Below are 19,133 nucleotides of genomic sequence, written 5' to 3' on the forward strand. Positions count from 1 at the left end.
GAATCCGCTCCGCGAGCATCGTCTTGCCGGCTCCTGGCGGCCCGTGCAGCAGCAGATGGTGTCCTCCTGCCGCCGCGACCGCCAGGGCGGTCCTCGCCGTCTGCTGCCCCGCGACGTCGGCCAGGTCCGGGACATGCCCCTCGATGCTCGCGCCCAGTCCCGCACGGCCAGCCCCGCGTCCGGGCGGCCCGGTTCCGTTGGTTCCTCCTCCGGGACCGGTTCGCCCGTCAGTACGGCGATGAGCTGGCGCAGGCTCCGTACGCCGAGGACCGATACGCCCGGCACCAGCGCGGCCTCGCCTGCGGTCTGTTCGGGGACCACCACCTGGTGGTAGCCCGCCTCGGCCGCCGCCAGTACGGCCGGCAGGATGCCGCGGACCGGGCGGACCCTGCCGTCCAGGCCCAGTTCGCCGATCAGGACCAGGTCGGCGATCTCCTTGGGGTCGATCCTTTCGGCCGCGCCCAGGACCGCGCAGGCCACGGCCAAGTCGAAGCCGCTACCGCCTTTCGGCACGGACGCCGGGCTCAATCCCACCGTGAGCTTCTTCTGTGGCCATTCCGCCCCGGAGTTGACCACGGCAGCCCTGACCCGGTCCCGGCTCTCCACCAGGCTCTTGTCCGGCAGGCCCACCAGCGCGAATGCCGCGATCCCCGGTTCCAGGTCGGCCTGGACCTCGACCACCACACCCTCGACGCCCATCAGCGCCACCGAGCACGCACGCGCGAAGCCCATCTCAGGCCACCCCCCGGGCATGCTCGACCACGGGTGCCCCGCGCCGCGGCAGCAGTACCCCGACGAGGTCGATGCGCACGCCGCCGGGCGGCGGTCCGCCGTGGGCCGAGACCCAGTGCTCGGCCAGGCGCCTCAGGCGGTCCGCCTTGACCGGGGTGACACCGGCCATGGGATGTTCGAAGGATCCCTCTCTGCGGGTCTTGACCTCGCAGACGACCAGTGCGTCGCCGTCCTCGGCGACGATGTCGATCTCCCCGGCCCTGCATCGCCAGTTCCGCTCGACGACGGTCATCCCGGCCCCGGCCAGCGTCCGTACCGCCAGCTCTTCGCCGTACCGCCCGAGTGCCCCCCGTGCGTTCATATCGGCACCACCTCCGGCACCGACTCTGGGCCAGAAGCGCCCGGCGAGTGGATCTTGGTGGATTACTCGCCGGTTGTGGACAACCCGGTCACCCGGTCACCCGGTCCTACCGTCATCCGGTTCAGCTGCCCGGAAGTTCGAGATCGCTCTTGTTGAGCTCCTCGATGTTCACGTCCTTGAAGGTGAGCACTCTCACCTGCTTGACGAACCTGGCCGGCCTGTACATGTCCCAGACCCAGGCATCCGCCATCGAGACTTCGAAAAAGACCTCACCCTGGACCGAGTGCACCTGCATCTCGTAGTCGTTGGTGAGGTAGAAACGCCGCTCTGTCTCGATCACGTACTTGAACAGGCCGACGACATCCCTGTACTCCCGGTAGAGCTTCAGCTCCATCTCGGTCTCGTACTTCTCGAGGTCCTCGGCGCTCATGGCATGTTCCCCTTCAGCCGTGCGTCCCCCTATTGTGCGCCGGTCACCTGCGCCCCTAGACGATTTCCGGGGCCAGAACCACCGGCGCCGCCGGAGGACCCTCGTCGAGCAGCGTCTTCAGCAGCCCGGCGAGCCTGGTCGGATACACCGTCTCACGCGTCGCGGACAGTTCGGCGGAGGTCCACCACCTCAACCCCTCGACACTGCGCCGCTCCAGCTCCGTCAGGCCGTCCATCACGGTCTCGGTCTGTGTGGTACGCACCAGGAAATACGATTCGTCCTGGTCCCAGCGGCGCCCGTCGAAGGGGAACGAGCAGATCCGCGTCCAGAGCACGGGGCCGACCTCGACCTCCGTAATGCCGGTCTCCTCCTTCAGCTCGCGCACCGCGGCCTCTTCCCGCGTCTCCGCGCCCTCGACCCCGCCGCCCGGCGTGAACCACCAGGTGCGCGTCGGGTCGTCCGGTTCGTACCCGTGCATCAGCAGGATCCGGTCCTCCGGATCGAGCAGCACGACCCGCGCCACCCTCCGCAGCTCATCCGGCACGGGAGACCGCCTTCCTGCGCCCGAAGAGCCGGGCGAGAGGTCCGTACAGCGATCCGCCGACGATCAGCACCACACCGGCCACCAGGGCCCACACCACCAGCCCCAGCGGTCCCGGCTGCGAGATCCCGCCCGACAGGGAGGAGAAACCGTCGGGCCGCTCCAGCATTCCGCCCAGCGGCCAGGCGATCGCGTCCACCCGCGCGCTCACCGCGGTGCGCGGCACGGCACCGTGGTCGGCATCGGTCAGGTGGACCCGGGAGTCCATGGAGTTGGTGCGCTCGTCGCCGAGGAGGAAGAGCTGCCCCTGGGGCACCGTGGAGGTGAAATTGACCGGCGAGGCACGCTTCGCGTCCCGCAGATACGGTTCCTCAACAGGCGTGCCATTGACGGTCAGCCGCCCCTGCGCATCGCAGCAGGCGACCTTGTCGCCGCCGATCCCGATCACTCGCTTGACCATGGGCGAATCGCCCCACATCGCGTCCTTGAAGACGACCACGTCACCGCGGTGCACCTCACCGCCGTCGATGCGCTGCGCCAGTACCCGCTCGCCCGCCTTGATGGTCGGGGTCATCGAGTCGGTCGGCACGGTGTACGGCTTGTACTGCACCGCACCCCAGGCGAACCCCCCGAGGAACAGCACACAGCCGACGGCCACGGCCAGCCCCGACAGCACACTGCCGAGGCGGCCGCGGCCGCCGCTCGTACCCGTATCTATGGATCCGACTGATCCGCTCATCCCAGCGCTCCCGCACATCGGAGATCGACAACCTGGGACGGCACCCTACCCGGCCCTACCCGGCGGTAGGCCCGCTGGTCAGCCTCCGCCTGCGGCGGAGCACGATGGGCAGCGCACCGGCGAGCCCCAGCGCCCCGGGACCCACGGCCGCCGCCGCGTTGATGCCCGACTGGTCGAAGGTGGAGGGGACGGAGAGCCAGTCCCAGTGGTTGATCGGCCAGGCGACCGTGAAGGCGCGGCCGACGACGAACTTGTTCTCGACCGTGCCACCACCCTTCAGCTCCTGGTGGTAGCGGGAGTCGAGCGAGTTCTGGCGGTGGTCGCCCATGACCCAGATGCTGCCCTTGGGCACATGGATCGGCCCGAACGGCTCGTCGTCGCAGGGGGTGTCACCGGGGTAGATGTACGACTTCTCCTCAAGCGCCTTGCCGTTGACGACGACCGGGCCGCCCTTCTTGCACGACACGGTGTCACCGCCGACCGCGATGACACGCTTGATCAGGTCCTTCTCCTCGGCGGACGGCATCAGGCCGACCAGGCTGAGGAACTTCTGCACCACGTTCGGAGTCACCGTCGGCTCGCCGTCCAGCCAGCCGCCCGGGTCATGGAAGACCACGACCTCGCCGCGCGAGGGCTCCGAACCGAACCACGGCGTCAGTTTGTCGACCAGCACCCGGTCACCGCGCTGCAGAGTGTCCTGCATGGAGTCGGAGGGGATCGAGAAGGCCTGCACCAGGAAGGTCTTGATCAGCAGCGCGAGAACCAGCGCGATACCGATGAGCAGCGGCAGCTCCTTCCAGAAGGAGCGCTGCTTCTTCGGTGCCGGCTCGTCGGCTTCCGCCTCGTCCCCGTCCACCGCTTCGGAGCCCACCTCGGAGTCCGCTTCGGAGTCCACGACCTCAGCGTCGCCGGCCGTACCGGGCCGGTCCTCCGGCCCATCGTGTCCGGATCGTGCGCCGACCGCCAAGTCCCCCACACCTACTCCTCACTCCGTGCGACCGCCTGCCCCATAGCCGGCGCAGGCCCACCACTCCCATAACGAGCGGGAGTTCCGCAGGAGTCGGGAGTCGGATCGGTCCGTTCGGATCCGGATCCTGAGAAGACACACTATTCGACGCGACCGGTGCCGCAGTCGACACGCCCGCCGCATCCGGCACCGATGCGAAGGTGGCCGGTTCCTCCAGTTTTCGCCAGTGTCCGAAGGGCCAGGCGATGACAACGGCCCGTCCCACAACGTCGTCCTCCGAGACCGTGCCGTGGAACGCCTCGGTCAGATGGAAGCGCGAATCAGCCGAATTCGACCGGTGGTCGCCCATCACGAAGATCCGTCCGGCCGGGACCTTTACCTCGAATTTGAGTTGTGAGGGCGGATTTCCGGGGAAAAGGTACGGCTCGCTGAGCGGCTTGCCGTTGACGGTGACCTGGCCGTTCTTGTCGCAGCACTTGACGGTGTCCCCGCCGACCGCGATGACGCGCTTGATCAGATCCTGCTCGTCGTTGGACGGCAGCAGCCCGATGAAGGTCAGCGACTCCTTGATCTGCTTGACCACCACCGGGGAGTCCTCGGTGGTGCTCTGCGTCTCCTGCTGCAGCCAGTGGCCGGGGTCCTTGAAGACCACCACGTCGCCGCGGGCCGGCTTCGAGCCGAACCAGGGAGTCAATTTGTCGACCAGCACCCGGTCGCCGATGCGGATCGTCTGTTCCATCGAACCCGAGGGGATGACGAAGGCCTGCACGAGGAAGGTCTTCAGTACGAGCGCGATCAGCAGCGCCACGGTTATCAGGAGCGGTATCTCCTTCACCGTCGACCTGCGCCGCCGCCGCTTCACCTTGCGCGCGAGCCTGCGCCGCTCGGCGCGCGTCGGCAGCGACCGCGACTGGACCACGGGCTCCGTCTCCACGGACCGCGACCCTGTCGGCAGCGGATCCTGGGCCACCGGGCCGCCGCGTCCCCGCCCCCGGTTACCCACGGGAGCCGCCCGCGTCCGGTATGCCGGTGAACACGCCCGTACGCCCGACGGAGCTCCAGCGCCCCAGCGGCCAGCCGATCCACTGCGCCCGCCCGATCACCCGGCCGACCGGCACCATGCCGCCGCCCGGCTCGCCGAGGTGGTCGCGGGAGTCGCTCGACTTGGCGCGGTGGTCGCCCATGACCCACAGGGTCCCGGCGGGCACCGCGATGTCGAATGCGACCGACGAAGGGGCGTCGCCCGGGTACAGATAGGTCTCGTCCACCGGCTTCCCGTTCACTTCGATCCGTCCCCGCTTGTCGCAGCAGACCACATGGTCGCCGCCCAGTCCCACCACACGCTTGACGTAGTCGGTCTCGGAGGGCTCGGCCAGCCCGAGCGCCGCGGCCGCACCGTGCAGCACACCGGTCACCGGGTTCCCCGCCGGCTTCTCGCTCACGAAGGATCCCGTGCCGTCGAAGACGACGACGTCCCCGCGGAGCGGTGCATCGCCGAAACGGTACGCCAGCTTATTGACGAGCACCCGGTCCCCGATCCTGAGCGTGGGCTCCATGGAGCCGCTGGGGATCAGGAAGGGCTGCATCACATACGTACTGAACAGCAGCAGGACGACCACGCCCGCGACGACCAGCAGCCACCCCTTACGCACGAAACGCGACCTCTCCCCCGCACCGGTGTCCGGTACGGAAGAGCGGTCGCGCTCCGTGTGCAGTGCTTGCGTGTCCATCGCGGCCAGAGCTTATCCGGCCGCGCTGTGGACTAGCGGTCGCGCTTCTCCTTGATCTTCGCGGCCTTGCCGCGCAGCTCACGGAGGTAGTACAGCTTCGCGCGGCGTACGTCACCACGGGTGACGATCTCGATCTTCTCGAAGATCGGGCTGTGCACCGGGAAGGTGCGCTCGACGCCGACGGAGAAGGAGACCTTGCGAACCGTGAAGGACTCGCTGACGCCGGCACCCTGGCGACGGACGACTACGCCCTTGAACTGCTGGATACGCGAGCGGTTGCCCTCGATCACGCGGACGTGAACGTTGACCGTGTCACCCGGGCGGAACGCGGGGAGGTCGCTGCGCAGGGAAGTGGCGTTGACGCCATCGAGCAGGCTGGTCATGATTATCTGCTTTCTTCGCCGATGCCACAGGTCATCAACGGGATCATCGAGAGGATTTCGGGAGCTGTTCGCGTCGGGCCTGCGTCTGTCCCCCTGTGGCAGGGGCGCCGACTGGACGTACAGCAGCGGCCTATTCTTCCACGGCCTCGGGGTTACGCCCAAATCGGCCGTCAGGACCCGGCTTCCAGCCCAGCACGGAGAGCATCTCGCGGTCCTTCTTGTCGAAGGACGCGGGGTCGCAACGCTCAATCAGATCCGGCCTGTTGAGCGTCGTACGGCGGAATGCCTCGTCCCGCCGCCAGCGCGCGATCTTGCCGTGGTGACCGCTGAGCAGTACGTCGGGGATGCCCCGTCCGCGCCACTCGGGGGGCTTGGTGAAGACCGGGCCCTCCAGGAGGTCGGCCATCGCGCCGGGGGCGAAGGAGTCGTCGCGGTGCGATTCGGCGTTGCCGAGGACACCGGGCAGCAGCCGTGCGACGGCCTCGGTGATCACCAGTACGGCAGCCTCGCCGCCGGCCAGGACGTAGTCCCCGATGGAGACCTCGTACACCGGCATCCGGGTCGCGTACTCGTCGATGACCCGGCGGTCGATGCCCTCGTACCGTGCGGGCGCGAAGACCAGCCAGGGGCGCTCCGAGAGCTCCACGGCGAGCTCCTGGGTGAAGGGGCGGCCGCTGGGCGTGGGGACGACCAGGACGGGGCCGTGGGCGCCCGCCTCATAGCCGTCCGCGAGGGCGTCGTCCAGGCAGGCACCCCAGGGGTCGGTCTTCATGACCATGCCGGGGCCGCCGCCGTAGGGGGTGTCGTCGACCGTGTTGTGCCGGTCGTACGTCCACTCCCGCAGGTCGTGCACCTGTACGTCGAGCTGGCCGCGGGCCCGCGCCTTGCCGACCAGCGAGACGTTCAGCGGTTCGAGGTACTCGGGGAAGATCGTGACGACGTCGAGACGCATCAGGCGTCGTCCCTCTCCGACGCCACCTCGGCCTGGCTGTCGTCGATCAGACCGGGCGGCGGGTTGATGACGGCCCGCTGCTCCTCCAGATCGATCTCGGTGACGATCTGCTCCACGAAGGGGATCATCAGCTCGGTGCCGTCGGGGCGCTCCACGATGAACAGGTCCTGCGAGGCGAGGTGGCTGATCTCGGTGATCCGCCCGATCTCGGTGCCGTCGGCCAGGACCACGTCGAGGTCCATCAGCTGGTGGTCGTAGTACTCGTCGGACTCCTCGGGCAGATCCTCCGGGTCGACGTCCGCGATGAGCAGGGTGTTGCGCAGGGCCTCGGCGGCCGTGCGGTCCAGGCAGCCCTCGAAGCGCAGCAGCAGCTTGCCGCTGTGCACCCGGCCGGTCGCGATGGTCAGCGGCCCCGTGGAGGCGGGGTCGGTGGCGAGCACGGCGCCGGGTCCGAGCCGCAGCTCGGGCTCGTCCGTACGTACCTCTACGGTGACCTCGCCCTTGATGCCGTGGGCACGGCCGATCCGCGCGACTACCAGCTGCACTGTGATTGCTCCTGTCTCACGACTACGGGCCGGGGACGGCTACTGGAGCCCTCCCCGGCCCGAGCCGGTGTTCAACACGTTGTCAACAAACCCTGTCTCAGCGGACCTGATCCACGTCGACTAGGTCGACGCGGATGCCGCGGCCGCCGATGGCGCCCACGACGGTACGCAGAGCGCGTGCGGTGCGGCCGTTGCGGCCGATCACCTTACCGAGGTCGTCGGGGTGAACCCGAACCTCGAGCACCTTTCCGCGACGCAGGGTGCGCGAGGCGACCTCTACGTCATCGGGATTGTCGACGATGCCCTTCACGAGGTGCTCGAGAGCCTCCTCGAGCATGATCAGGCCTCGGTCGACTCAGAGGTGGACTCGGCCGGGGCCTCGTCCGCCTTCTTGTCAGCCTTCTTTGCCTTCGGGGTGATGGCCTCACCCTTCGGCTCGCCCTCCTCGATCGAGGCGGCGAACGCCTCGAACGCGGCACGCTTGTTCTCCTTCGGCGCGGCGACGAGCAGCGGCGCGGGGGCCGGGAGGCCCTTGTGCGCCTGCCAGTCACCGGTGAGCTTCAGGATCGCCATGACCGGCTCGGTCGGCTGTGCGCCGACGGAGAGCCAGTACTGCGCGCGCTCCGAGTTGACCTCGATGCGCGAGGGGTTCTGCACCGGGTGGTACAGACCGATCTCCTCGATGGCCCTGCCGTCACGGCGGGTACGGGAGTCGGCGACGACGATGCGGTAGTGAGGCGAACGGATCTTGCCCAGACGCTTCAGCTTGATCTTGACTGCCACTGGAGTGGTGTCTCCTGGTCTTGACGTGGTTGGGCACAACGAGATGCCACGTGGGGTTGCGGTACTCGGGTGCCCGATGGACGCGTCAGCCGGAGGCGAGAGGGTCCTGCACGGCTGTCGAGTACAGCTGTCCATTGTGCCACACCGCTCCGGCTCAGCTTGCCGCGGCGACTACTTCCGGGATGCGGAAAGGTTTGCCGCATCCGCCGCAGACGATCGGCGCCTGCGCCAGTACGGACGGAACGACCCGCACATTGCGGCCGCAGTCGCATACCGCCTTCACCCGCACACCTCCGCCTGAAGAACCGTGCCGGGCGGCAGGTCCACGGAAAGAGCGCTTGGTGTCGGCAGCCGTCGCGACGGTGTGCGCCTTCAGCGCGCGCTGAAGCCGCTCGATGGTTGGCCGATAACGACGCTTCGCCTCGGGATTGAGCGCGACCAGGGAGAAGCCGCTGCTGGCATGCGGCTCCTCGGGATGGTCGAGGCCCATTTCCTCGGCAATCGCCAGGAATCGTCGGTTGTGGTACCGGCCGGCGCGGGAGGTGTCGCGGACACCTCGGGCGGCGGCGATGCCGTGGACTGCCTCATGGAGCAGTCGCTCGAAGGAGAGCTCCGCGCCGCAGGCGGACGAAGACTCTCCGATCAGGGACTCGGGCGCGGCTAGATCTGGCAGCTCGGAGTGGTACCGCTGAATGTCGGCCCACGCCTGCGCCAGCTCTGCGGCGAGGACAGGTGGTGTCGTGCTCACGTCGTGACAACGAGCCGGAGTGCCCCTGTGTTCCTATTCCGGGGCATCCCAAATAATTTGCACGTACCCGTCAGTTGCCATTGATGCGTCCTGACGAGGGCGGGTGCGCTGATCTGCGGAGAAGCCTCACAGCTCGTACCAAGGTGGTGCGTAGGGGCGCGTACGCCCCGGCGCGTAGACGCCCTACGAGCGCCGTGTCCTGGGGCACCGGCTGGGACGCAAGGGAAGTTCCGGCCGTAATGGTGCGTCCCGTGCGCGGACACCACGACGGCGACCGTACCCGGACAGCCGCCCGCCTCCCGCACCGCCCCGGCCGGGCGGGGGCATACGGGGCGCACACAAGCATTGCCCTTCGCCCTCTGGACGCGGGCACGGATGCGGAGTTGTCTGGCCATACGGGGAGAGTGCGCGCACGCATGTACGGGGGGCAATCAACCAGGGCACAGCCGACCTCTCGGCGGATTGGGGCGCTTTCGATGACACCTACGCTCGTCCGGCACCACGCCGTCTCCCCAGCGGCGGGCGCGCGCGCCCGCGACTGGGCCGAGATACAGGAACGGATGCTGGTACCGCTCTACGAAGCGGTGTACGAGCGGCTGGAGGTGGGCCCCGCCACACGGCTGCTCGGCCTCGGCTGCGGTTCGGGACTCGCCCTGCTCATCGCCGCTTCGCGGGGTGCGTCCGTCACGGGCGTGGACCGCCGCGCCGAGCGCATCGCGCTGGCGCGGGAGCGGCTGCTCCCGGTGGACGGCCGGCCGTCGAACGCCACGGCGTCCACCCCGTACAACCTGATCACGGCCTTCGAACCGATCGGCTGTGCGGCGGGCGACGCGGAGGACCTCCTGCCCGCGCTCAAGGAGGCGCTCGGCCAGTCCGAGCGGGGCAGCGCGGTGGTCCTGACGGGCTGGGGCCCGCCGGAGCGGTGCGCGACCTCGGCGGCGCTGCGGGTGGCCGCGCGGCTGGCGGACGCGGTGCGACGGCCGCTGCGGGACGACCTGGAGGAGGTCGTGGCGGGAGCCGGGCTGCGGCCCGACGGATCGGGCCGGGTGGCCTGCCCCTTCGGGTACGCGAACACCGAGAGTGCGGTACGGGGACTGCTCTCGACCGGGCTCTTCGACGCGGCGACCCGGGCGACGGACCCGTCGCAGGTGGAGAAGGAGCTCACGGAGGCGCTCCATCCGCATCTGCGCAGGGACGGCACGGTCTGGATGCCGAACGTCTTCCGGTACGTGATCGCGCGCATCCCCTAGGAGCCCTGGGGGCGGGGACCGGAGCCGGTCCTAGGTGTCGGCCTTCGTCATCCTGGTGATGCCGGCGGCGCGATACGCCTCGGCCTCCTCCAGCGTCTCGTTCTCCAGGAGCGCCGCGGCCAGCGCGTCCAGCTGGCCCCGGTGCTCGCGCAGCAGCCGCTTCGCTTCCTCGTAGCAGCCGTCGACGATGCGCCGCATCTCCGAGTCCACCGCGTCGAGCGTCGCCGGGGCGGCCGAGAGGCCGTAGGCGCCCTGGATGTCGCTGGGGATGGCGGTGAGCCGGCCGACCTTCTCGCTCATGCCCCAGCGGCCGACCATGCCGCGGGCCAGATTGGTGACCTGCTCCAGGTCGTTCTCGGCGCCCGTGGTGATGACGTCGAAGACCTCCTGCTCGGCCGCCATCCCGCCCAGCGCGCCGATGATCCGGGCGCGCAGGTACTCCTCGGTGTACGCGTACTTGTCGGAGTCCGGGGTGGAGAGCGTGACGCCCAGCGCCCGGCCGCGCGGCACGATGGTGATCTTGCGGACCGGGTCGGCGCCCGGGTGGAGCATGCCGAGCAGAGCGTGCCCGCTCTCGTGGTACGCGGTGCGCCTGCGCTCCTCCTCCGGCATCACCAGCGGCCGCTCCGCGCCGAGCTGGACCTTCTCCAGTGCGTCGGAGAGCTCCGGCTGACCCACGGTCTTCTGCTTGCGCTTCACGGCAAGCAGGGCCGCCTCATTGGCCAGGTTGGCCAGCTCCGCGCCGGTCATTCCCGGTGTCGTACGGGCGATCTGGGCCAGGTCCACGCCTTCGGCGAGCGGGATCCCCCGGGTGTGGATCTTCAGGATCGCCTCTCGGCCCCCGCGGTCCGGCGGGCTGACCTGGACGACCCGGTCGAAGCGGCCCGGCCTGGTCAGGGCGGAGTCGAGGACGTCGGCGCGGTTGGTGGCCGCGATGACGACCACGCCCTCCGAACCGGAGAAGCCGTCCATCTCGGTGAGGATCTGGTTCAGGGTCTGCTCACGCTCGTCGTGGCCGCCCATGCCTGCGCCACCGCCGCGCGTCCGCCCGATGGTGTCGATCTCGTCGATGAAGATGATCGCGGGGGCCACCTTGCGCGCCTCCGCGAAGAGCTCCCGTACCCGTGAGGCGCCCACGCCGACGATCATCTCGATGAACTCCGAGGCCGATGCGGAGAAGAACGGTACGTCCGCCTCGCCCGCGACGGCCCGCGCCAGCAGGGTCTTGCCGGTGCCGGGAGGGCCCGTGAGGAGAACTCCGCCCGGCATTCTGGCGCCCATCTCCCGGTAGTCCTGCGGGTTCTTGAGGAAGTCGACGACCTCCGAGAGCTCGCCCTCCACCTCGTCGATCCCGGCAACGTCCTCGAAGGTGGTCCGCTTGCCCGACTCCAGCTCGACGGGTTTGGGCGGCGCCTTGCGGCCGAGGCCGCCCATGCCGCCGCCCATCGCCGCACCCATCCGCTTGGCGATGAAGATCCACAGCACGACGAGGAGCAGCATCGGCGCGAGCGAGATCAGCAGATTGGAGAGGAAGCTGCGCTGCTGGACCACGGGCTCGGCGGTGACCGTGGCGCCGTCCTTGGCCAGAGCCTCCCAGAGGTTGTCGTCGGCGAAGGAAGGCCGCTGGGTGGTGAATTTGGTGTATTTGTCGCCGCCGTCGGGGTTGGCGGCCTCTTTCTTGAGCTGCCCCTGGATCGCATCGCCCTTGGCGTAGATCTTCTCGACGTTGTTCGCCTGGACCTGCTTGTTGAACTCCGTGTACGAGACCGTGGGCTCGTTGCCGGAGTCGAAGAACGACAGCACGAGGTTGGCGATCAGATAGACGACGAGCGCCGTGAGGATCAGCCCGCCCCACCCTCCGGGCATCTTCTTCTTCGGCGGCGGGGGCGGCGGCGCGCCCTCCGATCGCCAGGGCTGGTCCGGACTGTCTCGCGGCGGTACGGGGGTGGGGGTGCTCACGTCGCGACCGTACTGGAGAACCGTCATACCGGCATGAAATAGCTCATACAAGGATGAGTTGATCAGGTTCTTGTCAGTATCCAGAATCCTGGTTACTGTCTTCTCTGTGAACGGTTTCGATGAGCGCTTCCTGACGCGCAACGGCCTGGCTGCCCGGCAGCTCGCCGTCCTGCTGCTCAATCACGCCACGGACACCCGTCTCCCGCGCGTCCGCGACTTCGCCGAGGAACTGCACGTCGGCAATGGCACGGTCCAGGCCGCGCTCCAGCTCCTGGAAGAGGCCGGGGCGATCGGGACCACGGCTCGCGGCCACCTCGGCACCTTCCTCGTCCGCTCCGACCGCGCCGTGCTCTGGCGCCTCTCCGGCCTCGGCACCCTGCTGGCCGCGATGCCGCTGCCGTACTCCCACCGCTACGAAGGGCTGGCCACCGGGCTGCGCGCCGCCTTCGAGGAGGCCGGGGCCCCCTTCGCCATCACGTTCATGCGTGGCGCCGGCGCCCGTACCGCGGCGCTCATGGAGGGCAAGGTCGACCTGGTCGTCCTCTCCCGCCTCGCCGCCGACCTCATGATCGAGCAGCACCCGGTCGAACTGGTCGCCGAGCTCGGCCCCGCCACCTACGTCGGCGCGCACGGGCTGCTGATGCGCCGCGGTATCCCGCTGGAGACGCCCGGCCTGCGGGTCGTCGTCGACCACGCGTCCGCCGACCAGTCGATGCTGGCCGAACGCACCTTCGCCGGGCGTGACGACGTGGTGTGGGTCGAGGCGTCGTACATGCAACTGCGCGACCTCTTCCGGCGCGACCAGGCCGACGCCACCGTCTGGAACCTCGACGAGGCCAGGGGCGTGCTCGGCGACGAAGTCGACGTCCTGCCCCTGGGCGACGAGGTCACCCGCGATCTGGCGCTGCGCAACTCCAGCGCGGCGATCATCGGCCGGGCCGAGGGGACCAAGGCACTCGCCGCCGTACGCGAATCCCTGGACCTCTCCGTCATCACCACCCTCCAGAACGAAGTGCTGCGCGGCGAGCGCATCCCCTCGTACTAGAAACGGTCGCACTAGAAGTGTCCGTACTAGTAGCAACCGCACTAGTCGCACCAGAACGAAAGGACGTCGGCCATGGAAGCCCAGCTCGCCCAGCGGATCCGGCTCTTCCGCGAGAGCGGCCAGGTACGTCCCGAGGTCGCCGACTTCGTGGCGGGCGAGCTGGAGGCCCTGGCCTCCGAAGGCCGCACCGTCACCGAGGAGACCGCCGGGATGCTCACCAGCCATCTGCTGATGGCGCTCACCCGGCTCCTCGACGGTGAGTCGATCGAACAGTTCCTCACCGACGAGCAGGTCGCGGCCGAGCTCGCGGGACACCCCGACGCCGTGGAGCGCGCCCGGGCCGTCTCCGTACGGGCCCTGCGCGAGCTCGGCGCCCCACTGCCCGACTCCGAGATCAACTTCCTGGGCATGCACCTCGCCGTGCTCGCGCAGGTCTCCCCCGCCTCCCCCGCCTGACCAGCACAAGGACACGAAAGAAAGAGGGACCAGCCATGACGAAGATCCTCACCGGCGGCGTCGGCAAGGTCGAGGTCGCCGACACGATCAAGAAGCTCGCCATCGACGGCGTGCAGATCGTCGTCTCCAGCGACATGGACGCCGCGATGAAGCTGCGCGCCGGCCAGGCCGACTACTTCCTCGGCACCTGCCACACCGGCGCCGGAGCCTCCCTCGGCGTACTCGTCGCCCTCATGGGAAGCCCCGCCTGCCACACCTTCGGCCGTTCGGTACCCACCGAGGACGAGGTCGCCGCCCTGCTCGCCGCGGGCAAGAAGGTCTTCGGCTTCTCCATGGACCAGATCGACGTCATCGCCCCGCTCATGGCCCGCGCCATCGCCGCGCACGCCTGACCGGGGCCGGAAGCACCAGAAAGACCAGAAACACCCTGGGCACAAAGGAGTGACCCCGTGACCACCATCGCCGCCGGCACCAGCCTCGACTTCACACTGGTGCAGCAACTGACCGTGATCGCCCTGTGCGCGCTCACGGCCTACATCTCGCACATGGCCCTGGCCGTCTTCAACGACGGCGTACGCCCCTTCATGCTGGACTTCATCCAGGGCCGGTCGACCCGGAGCGCCACCACCGCGGTCTCCTTCGGGCTCTCCGCGGGGTTCATCTTCGGGCTCGGTGCGCCGATGGCGCTCTCCACCGGGGTTCTCAACCCATGGCTGGTCTTCCTGCCCACCGACATCCTGGGCATCCTCGCGCCCAAGAGGTGGCTCGCGCCGATCCTCGGCGGGGCCTGGGGCGCGGTCATCGTCTTCGGGCTGAACGGCGCCAACAACGTGGCACACGACCTGCCCGTCGACTTCCTCACCGCGATGCAGCAGATGTCGACGCCCATCCTCTTCCTCTTCGCGCTCTTCCCGGTGCTCGCCATCACCAAGCAGTTCGGGCGGATGTGGGGCGGGATCTCCGGGGCCCTCGAACTGGCGCTCGTCGTCGCGACCATGAAGCTCTGGCCGAACATGTTCGCCGGTGCGCTCGCCATGGCCGTCGGTGTGCTGATGCTCATCGGCCTCGCCATCGCGAAGGACCTCAGGCAGCGCAAGGCCGACCGGGCCGAGGGCATCACCGAGATCGTCCTCGACGACGATCCGATGGCCTCCCTCTTCAGCTCCAGCGCGGCCCGGCTGCGCCGCTATCTGCCGCTGTTCATGGTGCTCGGCGCGGGCGTCTGCGTGCTGGCCCAGATGCACATATTCGGCGGCGGCGAGGCGACCAGCTTCCTGATCGCCAAGGGCCAGTACGCCGAGGCCGCCCAGGTCGACTTCTACCGGGTCTTCGGATTCATCCCGCTGATCGCGACGACGGCGCTCGCCTCCGGTGCGTACGGCATCGCCGGCTTCACGCTCGTCTACCCCATCGGCTATCTGATGCCGAACCCGTTCGTCGCCGCGATCGTGGGCGCCCTCGTCTTCGCCGCGGAAATCCTCGCGCTCTCCTCCATCGGCAAGGTCCTCGGCAAGCTGCCCACCGTCCGCGACTCCTCCGAGCATCTGCGCAGCGCCATCGGCGACACCCTGCAGCTCGCGATCCTCTTCGGTTCGCTGATGGCGGCCAACGCCATGGGCGGCGGGCTCGGCATCCTGATCGTCGGCGGGCTCTACCTGCTGAACGACGCCATGGGACGGCCGGTCGTACGGATGGCCGCCGCGCCCGCAGCGGTCATCGTCGGCGGCATCGTCCTCAACCTCCTGTACTGGCTGGACCTGTTCACCCCGATCAAGGGCTAGCAAGGTCACGTACGCCAGGAAGGCACCCCCACCATGAACGACCTGCACACCGTCACCGGCCCCCTCCCCCACAACGCGGTACGCGGACCCGCCCTCGCCCACGAGCACCTGGTACTCGACCTCGACCGCACCGGCGACGGCGCCGCCGTCCTCGACCCGGCCCTGCACGGCGCCGCCGTCACCGCCGAGCTGACCGCCCTGCGCGAGGAGTTCGGCCTCTCCCTGGTCGTCGAACTGACCTGCCGGGGCATGGGCCGCGACCCGCTCGCGCTCGCCCGTATCGCCCAGGAGTCGGGGGTCGCGGTCATCGCGGCCACCGGCTGGTACTACGAGCCGTTCCACCCCGCCGAGATCGGCGGCGCGGGCGTCGAGGAACTCACCGCGACCCTGACCGCCGAGATCCGCGACGGCATCGGCACCACCGGAATCCGGCCCGGCGTCATCGGCGAAGTCGGCAGCCACGGCGACACGCCCAGCGCACCTGAGACCCGCTCCCTGCTCGCCGCGGCGCACGCCGCCCTCGCCACCGGCCTCTCCGTCGCCACCCACGCCCAGCTCGGACACGGCGGCCGCGCCCAACTGGAGCTGCTCACCGGCGCGGGCCTGGCCCCGCACCGGATCTCCATCGGCCACCAGGACCTGCTCGACGACCCGGCCGTCCACCGCGAACTCGCCGCGAGCGGCGCGTACGTCGCCTTCGACACCGTCGGCAAGGTGAGCTACCAGAGCGACGAGACCCGGCTGCGCCTCCTCCTCGCCCTGATCGAGGCGGGCCACGCCGACCGCGCCCTGCTCAGCTGCGACATCTCACGCCACGGCTATCTGGAGTCGCAGGGCGGACAGGGATACGGACACCTCTTCCGCTCCTTCCTCCCCCGGCTCCACGCGGCGGGCGTGGACGAGGACCTGATCGACCTGATGACCCGCCGCAACACCCTGCGCTTCCTCACCGGCGCCGACGTCGAGGAGATCTGAGATGACCCCACGCCTTCCGCGGACATACCCCTTGGCGACGGTCCCGTTCGACGACGCGGTCCGCAACCAGTTCCGGCTGCTCGAGTCCACCGCCGCCCACTTCGAGGGCACCCAGCTCTTCGAAGCGGACGCCGGCGTCGTCCCCGGGCTCGGCCGCCCCCGTACGACCGCACGCGTCGAGGCCGTCCTCGCGCACTACTTCGGCGCCGAGGACGCCGCGCTCGTCCAGGGCGCGGGCACCGGAGCGATCCGTGCCGCGCTGAGCGCCGCCGTCGGCCCCGGCGACCCGCTGCTGATCCACCGGGCGCCCGTCTACCGCACGACCGCAGTCACCCTGCGCGGCCTGGGCGTGGACTGCACCGAGGTGGACTTCAACGACCAGGCCGCGCTCCAGGAGGCCCTGGGCTCGGGCCGGTTCCGCTGGGCATACGTCCAGCACACCCGCCAGCGCCTCGCCGACTCCTACGACCCGGGTGACGTCATCGCCGCCTGCCGGACCGCCGGGGTCCGCACGATCGTCGACGACAACTACGCCGTCATGCGGGTCCCCGCGTCCGGCGCGGAACTCGGGGCCGACGCCTCCTGCTTCTCCCTCTTCAAGCTGCACGGCCCCGAGGGCGTCGGCGTGGTCGTCGGCTCCCGCGACCTCGTCGAGCACGTACGGGCCGACAACTACTCGGGCGGCGGCCAGGTCCAGGGCCACCAGGCACTCGACGCACTCCGCGCCCTCACCCACGTCCCGGTGATGTGGTCGATCCAGTCCCAGGTCGGCGCGGAAGTCGCCGAGCGGCTGACGGCCGGTGAGGTGCCCGGCGTCGCCGAGGTCCGGATCGCCAACGCCCAGGACCGCTGTCTTCTCGTACGCCTGGACCGGCCCGTCGCCCGCGAACTGCCCACGGCTGCGGCCCGGCACGGCGCGGCCCCCTACCCCGTGGGCTCCAACTCGCGCTACGAGATCGCCCCGCTCTTCTACCGGATGTCCAGCTCCGCACTCGACGACGCCCCCGAACTCGCCGACTGGACCGTACGGATCAACCCCATGCGGGCCGGAGCCGATCTCGTCATCGAGATCCTCCGCCGCTCGCTGCACGACCTGAAGGGCTGACCGTGTTCCTCAACACCGTCCTCACCCGCAATCCCGCGCTCGTCGATGCGGCCGTCGCACTGCACCGCTCCGGCGAGATCCCGCCCGACACCTATGTGATGGACCTCGACGCCGTCGAGGCGAACGCCGCGCTGCTGGCCGCCGAGGCCGAACGCCTGGGCATCACACTCTGGTTCGTGGCCAAGCAGTTCGGCCGCAACCCCGCGCTGATAGAGGCCGTCGCCCGGCACATCCCGAAGTACGCGGCCATCGACCCGCCCGAGGCGCACATCCTGCACGCGTCGGGCGCACAGGCCGGGAACCTCGGGCACCTGGTGCAGATCCCGCACCGCGAGCTGCCCGCGATGCTGGCCTGGCGGCCGGAGACCGTGACCGTCTTCGACCTGGCCAACGCGCGGGCGGTCTCGGACGCGGCGCGCGGGCTCGGTGTCGTACAGGACGTGCTGATCCGGCTCGAAGGCGCACCGGGACAGATCTATCCGGGGCAGGAGGGCGGGGTTCCGCTGTCCGCGCTGGAGGCGTTCGCCGCCGAGGTGGAGCAGTTTCCCGGGGTACGGATCGCGGGTGTGACCGCCTTCCCCTGCGTACTCTGCGATCCGGTGAGCGGAGAGCCGCGTGCCACCGCGAACTTCGGCCTCGCCGTCGCCGCACGGGAGTTGCTGGCCGCACGCGGCCACACCGGTCTCAAGCTGAGCGCCCCCAGCGCCACCTCCATGGCCACACTCCCCCTGCTCGCCGAACTCGGCGCCACCCACGGCGAGCCCGGCCACTCCCTCACCGGCACCACTCCGCTGCACGCCCGCGACCCGCACCAGCCGGAGAAACCCGCCTATGTGTACGTCAGCGAGGTCGCCCACACCCTCGCCGACGGCCGTCCCGCGATCTACGGCGGCGGCTTCTACGCCCGGGCAGGCATCAAGGACGCGCTCCTCCCGCGCACCGGACTCCGGCTGCCCGTGCAGGACGCGCCCGCCGAGAACATCGACTACTACCGGCTCCTGGACGCACCGGGTCCCGGCGCGGACGTACAGGCAGGGGACACCGCGGTCCTCGCCTTCCGTACGCAGATCTTCGTGACCCGCAGCAAGGTCGCCGTGGTGGCCGGGCTCTCGACGGGCGCACCGCGCCTGGCCGGGCTCTACGACTCACTAGGCCGCGCCTGCTGAACCCCTGAAAGGCCGTCACCCCATGAGCAAGACCGTCATCGTCGTCATCGACGGATTCGGCGTGGGCGCCATGCCCGACGCGGGCGCCCTGCGCCCCGGCGACCTCACCGCCGACACCTGCGGCCATGTACTCGACCACTGCCGCGAGGCGCTCGGCCGGCCCTTGCGGCTGCCCGCTCTCGGCGCGCTCGGCCTCGGCCTGGTCCACCCGCACCCCGACCTGGTGGCCCGCCGCTTCGAGGGCGGCCGTCACCTCGTCGAGGTGTTCGCCGAGCCTGGCCACCGTCACCTTGCTGAAGTCCGCGCCCATCATCGTCTGGTGGCCCGCGAAGGTGTCCGCGCCCGGATAGCCGAGGGCGGCCCGCCCGACCGCGACCGGGAGGCGGGTGCGGCGGGCCAGGTCGGGGTGCGGGTGGACCAGGCCGAGGCCGAGCGCGCCGAGAGCGGGCAGCCGCAAGGGCCGGCCGAGCGCCTCGCGGCAGTGG

Annotated in this window: 22 protein-coding genes and 2 pseudogenes; 9 read left to right on the plus strand and 15 right to left on the minus strand. The window is 69.8% G+C overall.

The genetic code is table 11. The annotated features are described in order from the left end of the window. From J0695_RS04010 to J0695_RS04075, 14 genes and pseudogenes are all read right to left on the minus strand, one after another. A pseudogene (locus J0695_RS04010) lies at positions 1-732 on the minus strand (magnesium chelatase domain-containing protein); the annotation flags it as partial. 1 nt (position 733) lies between these two features. Next, positions 734-1,093 carry a YraN family protein gene (locus tag J0695_RS04015; protein WP_206960229.1) on the minus strand — a complete coding sequence of 120 codons (360 nt, stop codon included), beginning with the start codon at positions 1,091-1,093 and terminating at the stop codon, positions 734-736. A 121-nt stretch (positions 1,094-1,214) separates the two neighbouring features. After that, positions 1,215-1,523 (minus strand): DUF2469 domain-containing protein, encoded by a 309-nt coding sequence (locus tag J0695_RS04020; RefSeq protein WP_005311352.1) that lies wholly within the window; start codon positions 1,521-1,523, stop codon positions 1,215-1,217. A 55-nt stretch (positions 1,524-1,578) separates the two neighbouring features. After that, positions 1,579-2,067, minus strand: a complete 489-nt coding sequence (locus J0695_RS04025; protein WP_206960230.1) for an NUDIX hydrolase — start codon at positions 2,065-2,067, stop codon at positions 1,579-1,581. Continuing rightward, the gene (gene lepB / locus J0695_RS04030) at positions 2,057-2,803 is read right to left on the minus strand and encodes a signal peptidase I (RefSeq protein ID WP_206960232.1); all 747 of its coding nucleotides are present in this window, start codon (positions 2,801-2,803) and stop codon (positions 2,057-2,059) included. Before lepB (J0695_RS04030) ends, J0695_RS04025 begins: the two co-directional genes overlap by 11 nt. Positions 2,804-2,858: 55 nt before the next feature. Further along, positions 2,859-3,674, minus strand: coding sequence for a signal peptidase I (gene lepB, locus J0695_RS04035; protein WP_372445699.1), 816 nt, complete (start codon positions 3,672-3,674; stop codon positions 2,859-2,861). Positions 3,675-3,702: 28 nt separating this feature from the next. Further along, positions 3,703-4,773, minus strand: coding sequence for a signal peptidase I (lepB, locus tag J0695_RS04040; RefSeq protein WP_206960233.1), 1,071 nt, complete (start codon positions 4,771-4,773; stop codon positions 3,703-3,705). Continuing rightward, positions 4,766-5,500 carry a signal peptidase I gene (gene lepB / locus J0695_RS04045; protein WP_206960235.1) on the minus strand — a complete coding sequence of 245 codons (735 nt, stop codon included), beginning with the start codon at positions 5,498-5,500 and terminating at the stop codon, positions 4,766-4,768. The genes lepB (J0695_RS04040) and lepB (J0695_RS04045) overlap by 8 nt, the downstream gene beginning before the upstream one ends. 32 nt (positions 5,501-5,532) lie before the next feature. Further along, the gene (gene rplS / locus J0695_RS04050) at positions 5,533-5,883 is read right to left on the minus strand and encodes a 50S ribosomal protein L19 (RefSeq protein WP_206960236.1); all 351 of its coding nucleotides are present in this window, start codon (positions 5,881-5,883) and stop codon (positions 5,533-5,535) included. A 130-nt stretch (positions 5,884-6,013) separates the two neighbouring features. After that, a complete protein-coding gene (gene trmD / locus J0695_RS04055; RefSeq protein WP_206960238.1) occupies positions 6,014-6,835 on the minus strand; it encodes a tRNA (guanosine(37)-N1)-methyltransferase TrmD in 822 nt (273 codons plus the stop codon). After that, complete coding sequence (gene rimM, locus J0695_RS04060) at positions 6,835-7,380, minus strand: ribosome maturation factor RimM (RefSeq protein WP_206960240.1); 546 nt, start codon at positions 7,378-7,380, stop codon at positions 6,835-6,837. The genes trmD and rimM overlap by 1 nt, the downstream gene beginning before the upstream one ends. Positions 7,381-7,477: 97 nt before the next feature. Continuing rightward, a complete protein-coding gene (locus J0695_RS04065) occupies positions 7,478-7,717 on the minus strand; it encodes an RNA-binding protein (RefSeq protein ID WP_206960242.1) in 240 nt (79 codons plus the stop codon). 2 nt (positions 7,718-7,719) lie between these two features. Beyond that, on the minus strand, positions 7,720-8,163 hold the full coding sequence (gene rpsP, locus J0695_RS04070; protein WP_206960244.1) for a 30S ribosomal protein S16: 444 nt from the start codon (positions 8,161-8,163) through the stop codon (positions 7,720-7,722). Positions 8,164-8,317: 154 nt separating this feature from the next. Continuing rightward, positions 8,318-8,911, minus strand: a complete 594-nt coding sequence (locus J0695_RS04075) for a hypothetical protein (RefSeq protein ID WP_206960245.1) — start codon at positions 8,909-8,911, stop codon at positions 8,318-8,320. A 476-nt stretch (positions 8,912-9,387) separates the two neighbouring features. Here J0695_RS04075 and J0695_RS04080 point away from each other — a divergent pair, with 476 nt between their 5' ends. Then, entirely contained in the window at positions 9,388-10,161 is a 774-nt protein-coding gene (locus J0695_RS04080) for a methyltransferase domain-containing protein (RefSeq protein WP_206960248.1), read from the plus strand. Positions 10,162-10,191: 30 nt separating this feature from the next. On the opposite strand, the gene ftsH is transcribed toward J0695_RS04080, so the two are convergent. Continuing rightward, positions 10,192-12,120 carry an ATP-dependent zinc metalloprotease FtsH gene (gene ftsH / locus J0695_RS04085; protein WP_372445698.1) on the minus strand — a complete coding sequence of 643 codons (1,929 nt, stop codon included), beginning with the start codon at positions 12,118-12,120 and terminating at the stop codon, positions 10,192-10,194. Positions 12,121-12,226: 106 nt separating this feature from the next. Between ftsH and yhfZ the strand changes: the two genes are divergently transcribed. From yhfZ to J0695_RS43660, 8 genes and pseudogenes are all read left to right on the plus strand, one after another. Next, the gene (gene yhfZ, locus J0695_RS04090) at positions 12,227-13,165 is read left to right on the plus strand and encodes a GntR family transcriptional regulator YhfZ (protein WP_206960252.1); all 939 of its coding nucleotides are present in this window, start codon (positions 12,227-12,229) and stop codon (positions 13,163-13,165) included. A 72-nt stretch (positions 13,166-13,237) separates the two neighbouring features. Then, positions 13,238-13,621: a transcriptional antiterminator gene (locus tag J0695_RS04095; RefSeq protein ID WP_206960253.1), complete on the plus strand. Its 384-nt coding sequence runs from the start codon at positions 13,238-13,240 to the stop codon at positions 13,619-13,621. A 35-nt stretch (positions 13,622-13,656) separates the two neighbouring features. Further along, entirely contained in the window at positions 13,657-14,013 is a 357-nt protein-coding gene (locus tag J0695_RS04100) for a DUF2620 domain-containing protein (protein WP_206960255.1), read from the plus strand. Positions 14,014-14,070: 57 nt separating this feature from the next. After that, the gene (locus J0695_RS04105; RefSeq protein ID WP_206960257.1) at positions 14,071-15,402 is read left to right on the plus strand and encodes a YhfT family protein; all 1,332 of its coding nucleotides are present in this window, start codon (positions 14,071-14,073) and stop codon (positions 15,400-15,402) included. Positions 15,403-15,435: 33 nt separating this feature from the next. Next, positions 15,436-16,377 (plus strand): phosphotriesterase family protein, encoded by a 942-nt coding sequence (locus J0695_RS04110; RefSeq protein ID WP_206960259.1) that lies wholly within the window; start codon positions 15,436-15,438, stop codon positions 16,375-16,377. Position 16,378: 1 nt separating this feature from the next. Beyond that, the gene (locus J0695_RS04115; protein ID WP_206960260.1) at positions 16,379-17,482 is read left to right on the plus strand and encodes an aminotransferase class V-fold PLP-dependent enzyme; all 1,104 of its coding nucleotides are present in this window, start codon (positions 16,379-16,381) and stop codon (positions 17,480-17,482) included. Positions 17,483-17,484: 2 nt separating this feature from the next. Then, positions 17,485-18,648, plus strand: a complete 1,164-nt coding sequence (locus J0695_RS04120; RefSeq protein ID WP_206960261.1) for an alanine racemase — start codon at positions 17,485-17,487, stop codon at positions 18,646-18,648. Between the two features lie 22 nt (positions 18,649-18,670). After that, positions 18,671-19,133: pseudogene (locus tag J0695_RS43660) on the plus strand (hypothetical protein); the annotation flags it as partial.

The sequence above is a fragment of the Streptomyces beijiangensis genome, assembly GCF_017315755.1.
GTDB classification, from domain to species: domain Bacteria; phylum Actinomycetota; class Actinomycetes; order Streptomycetales; family Streptomycetaceae; genus Streptomyces; species Streptomyces beijiangensis.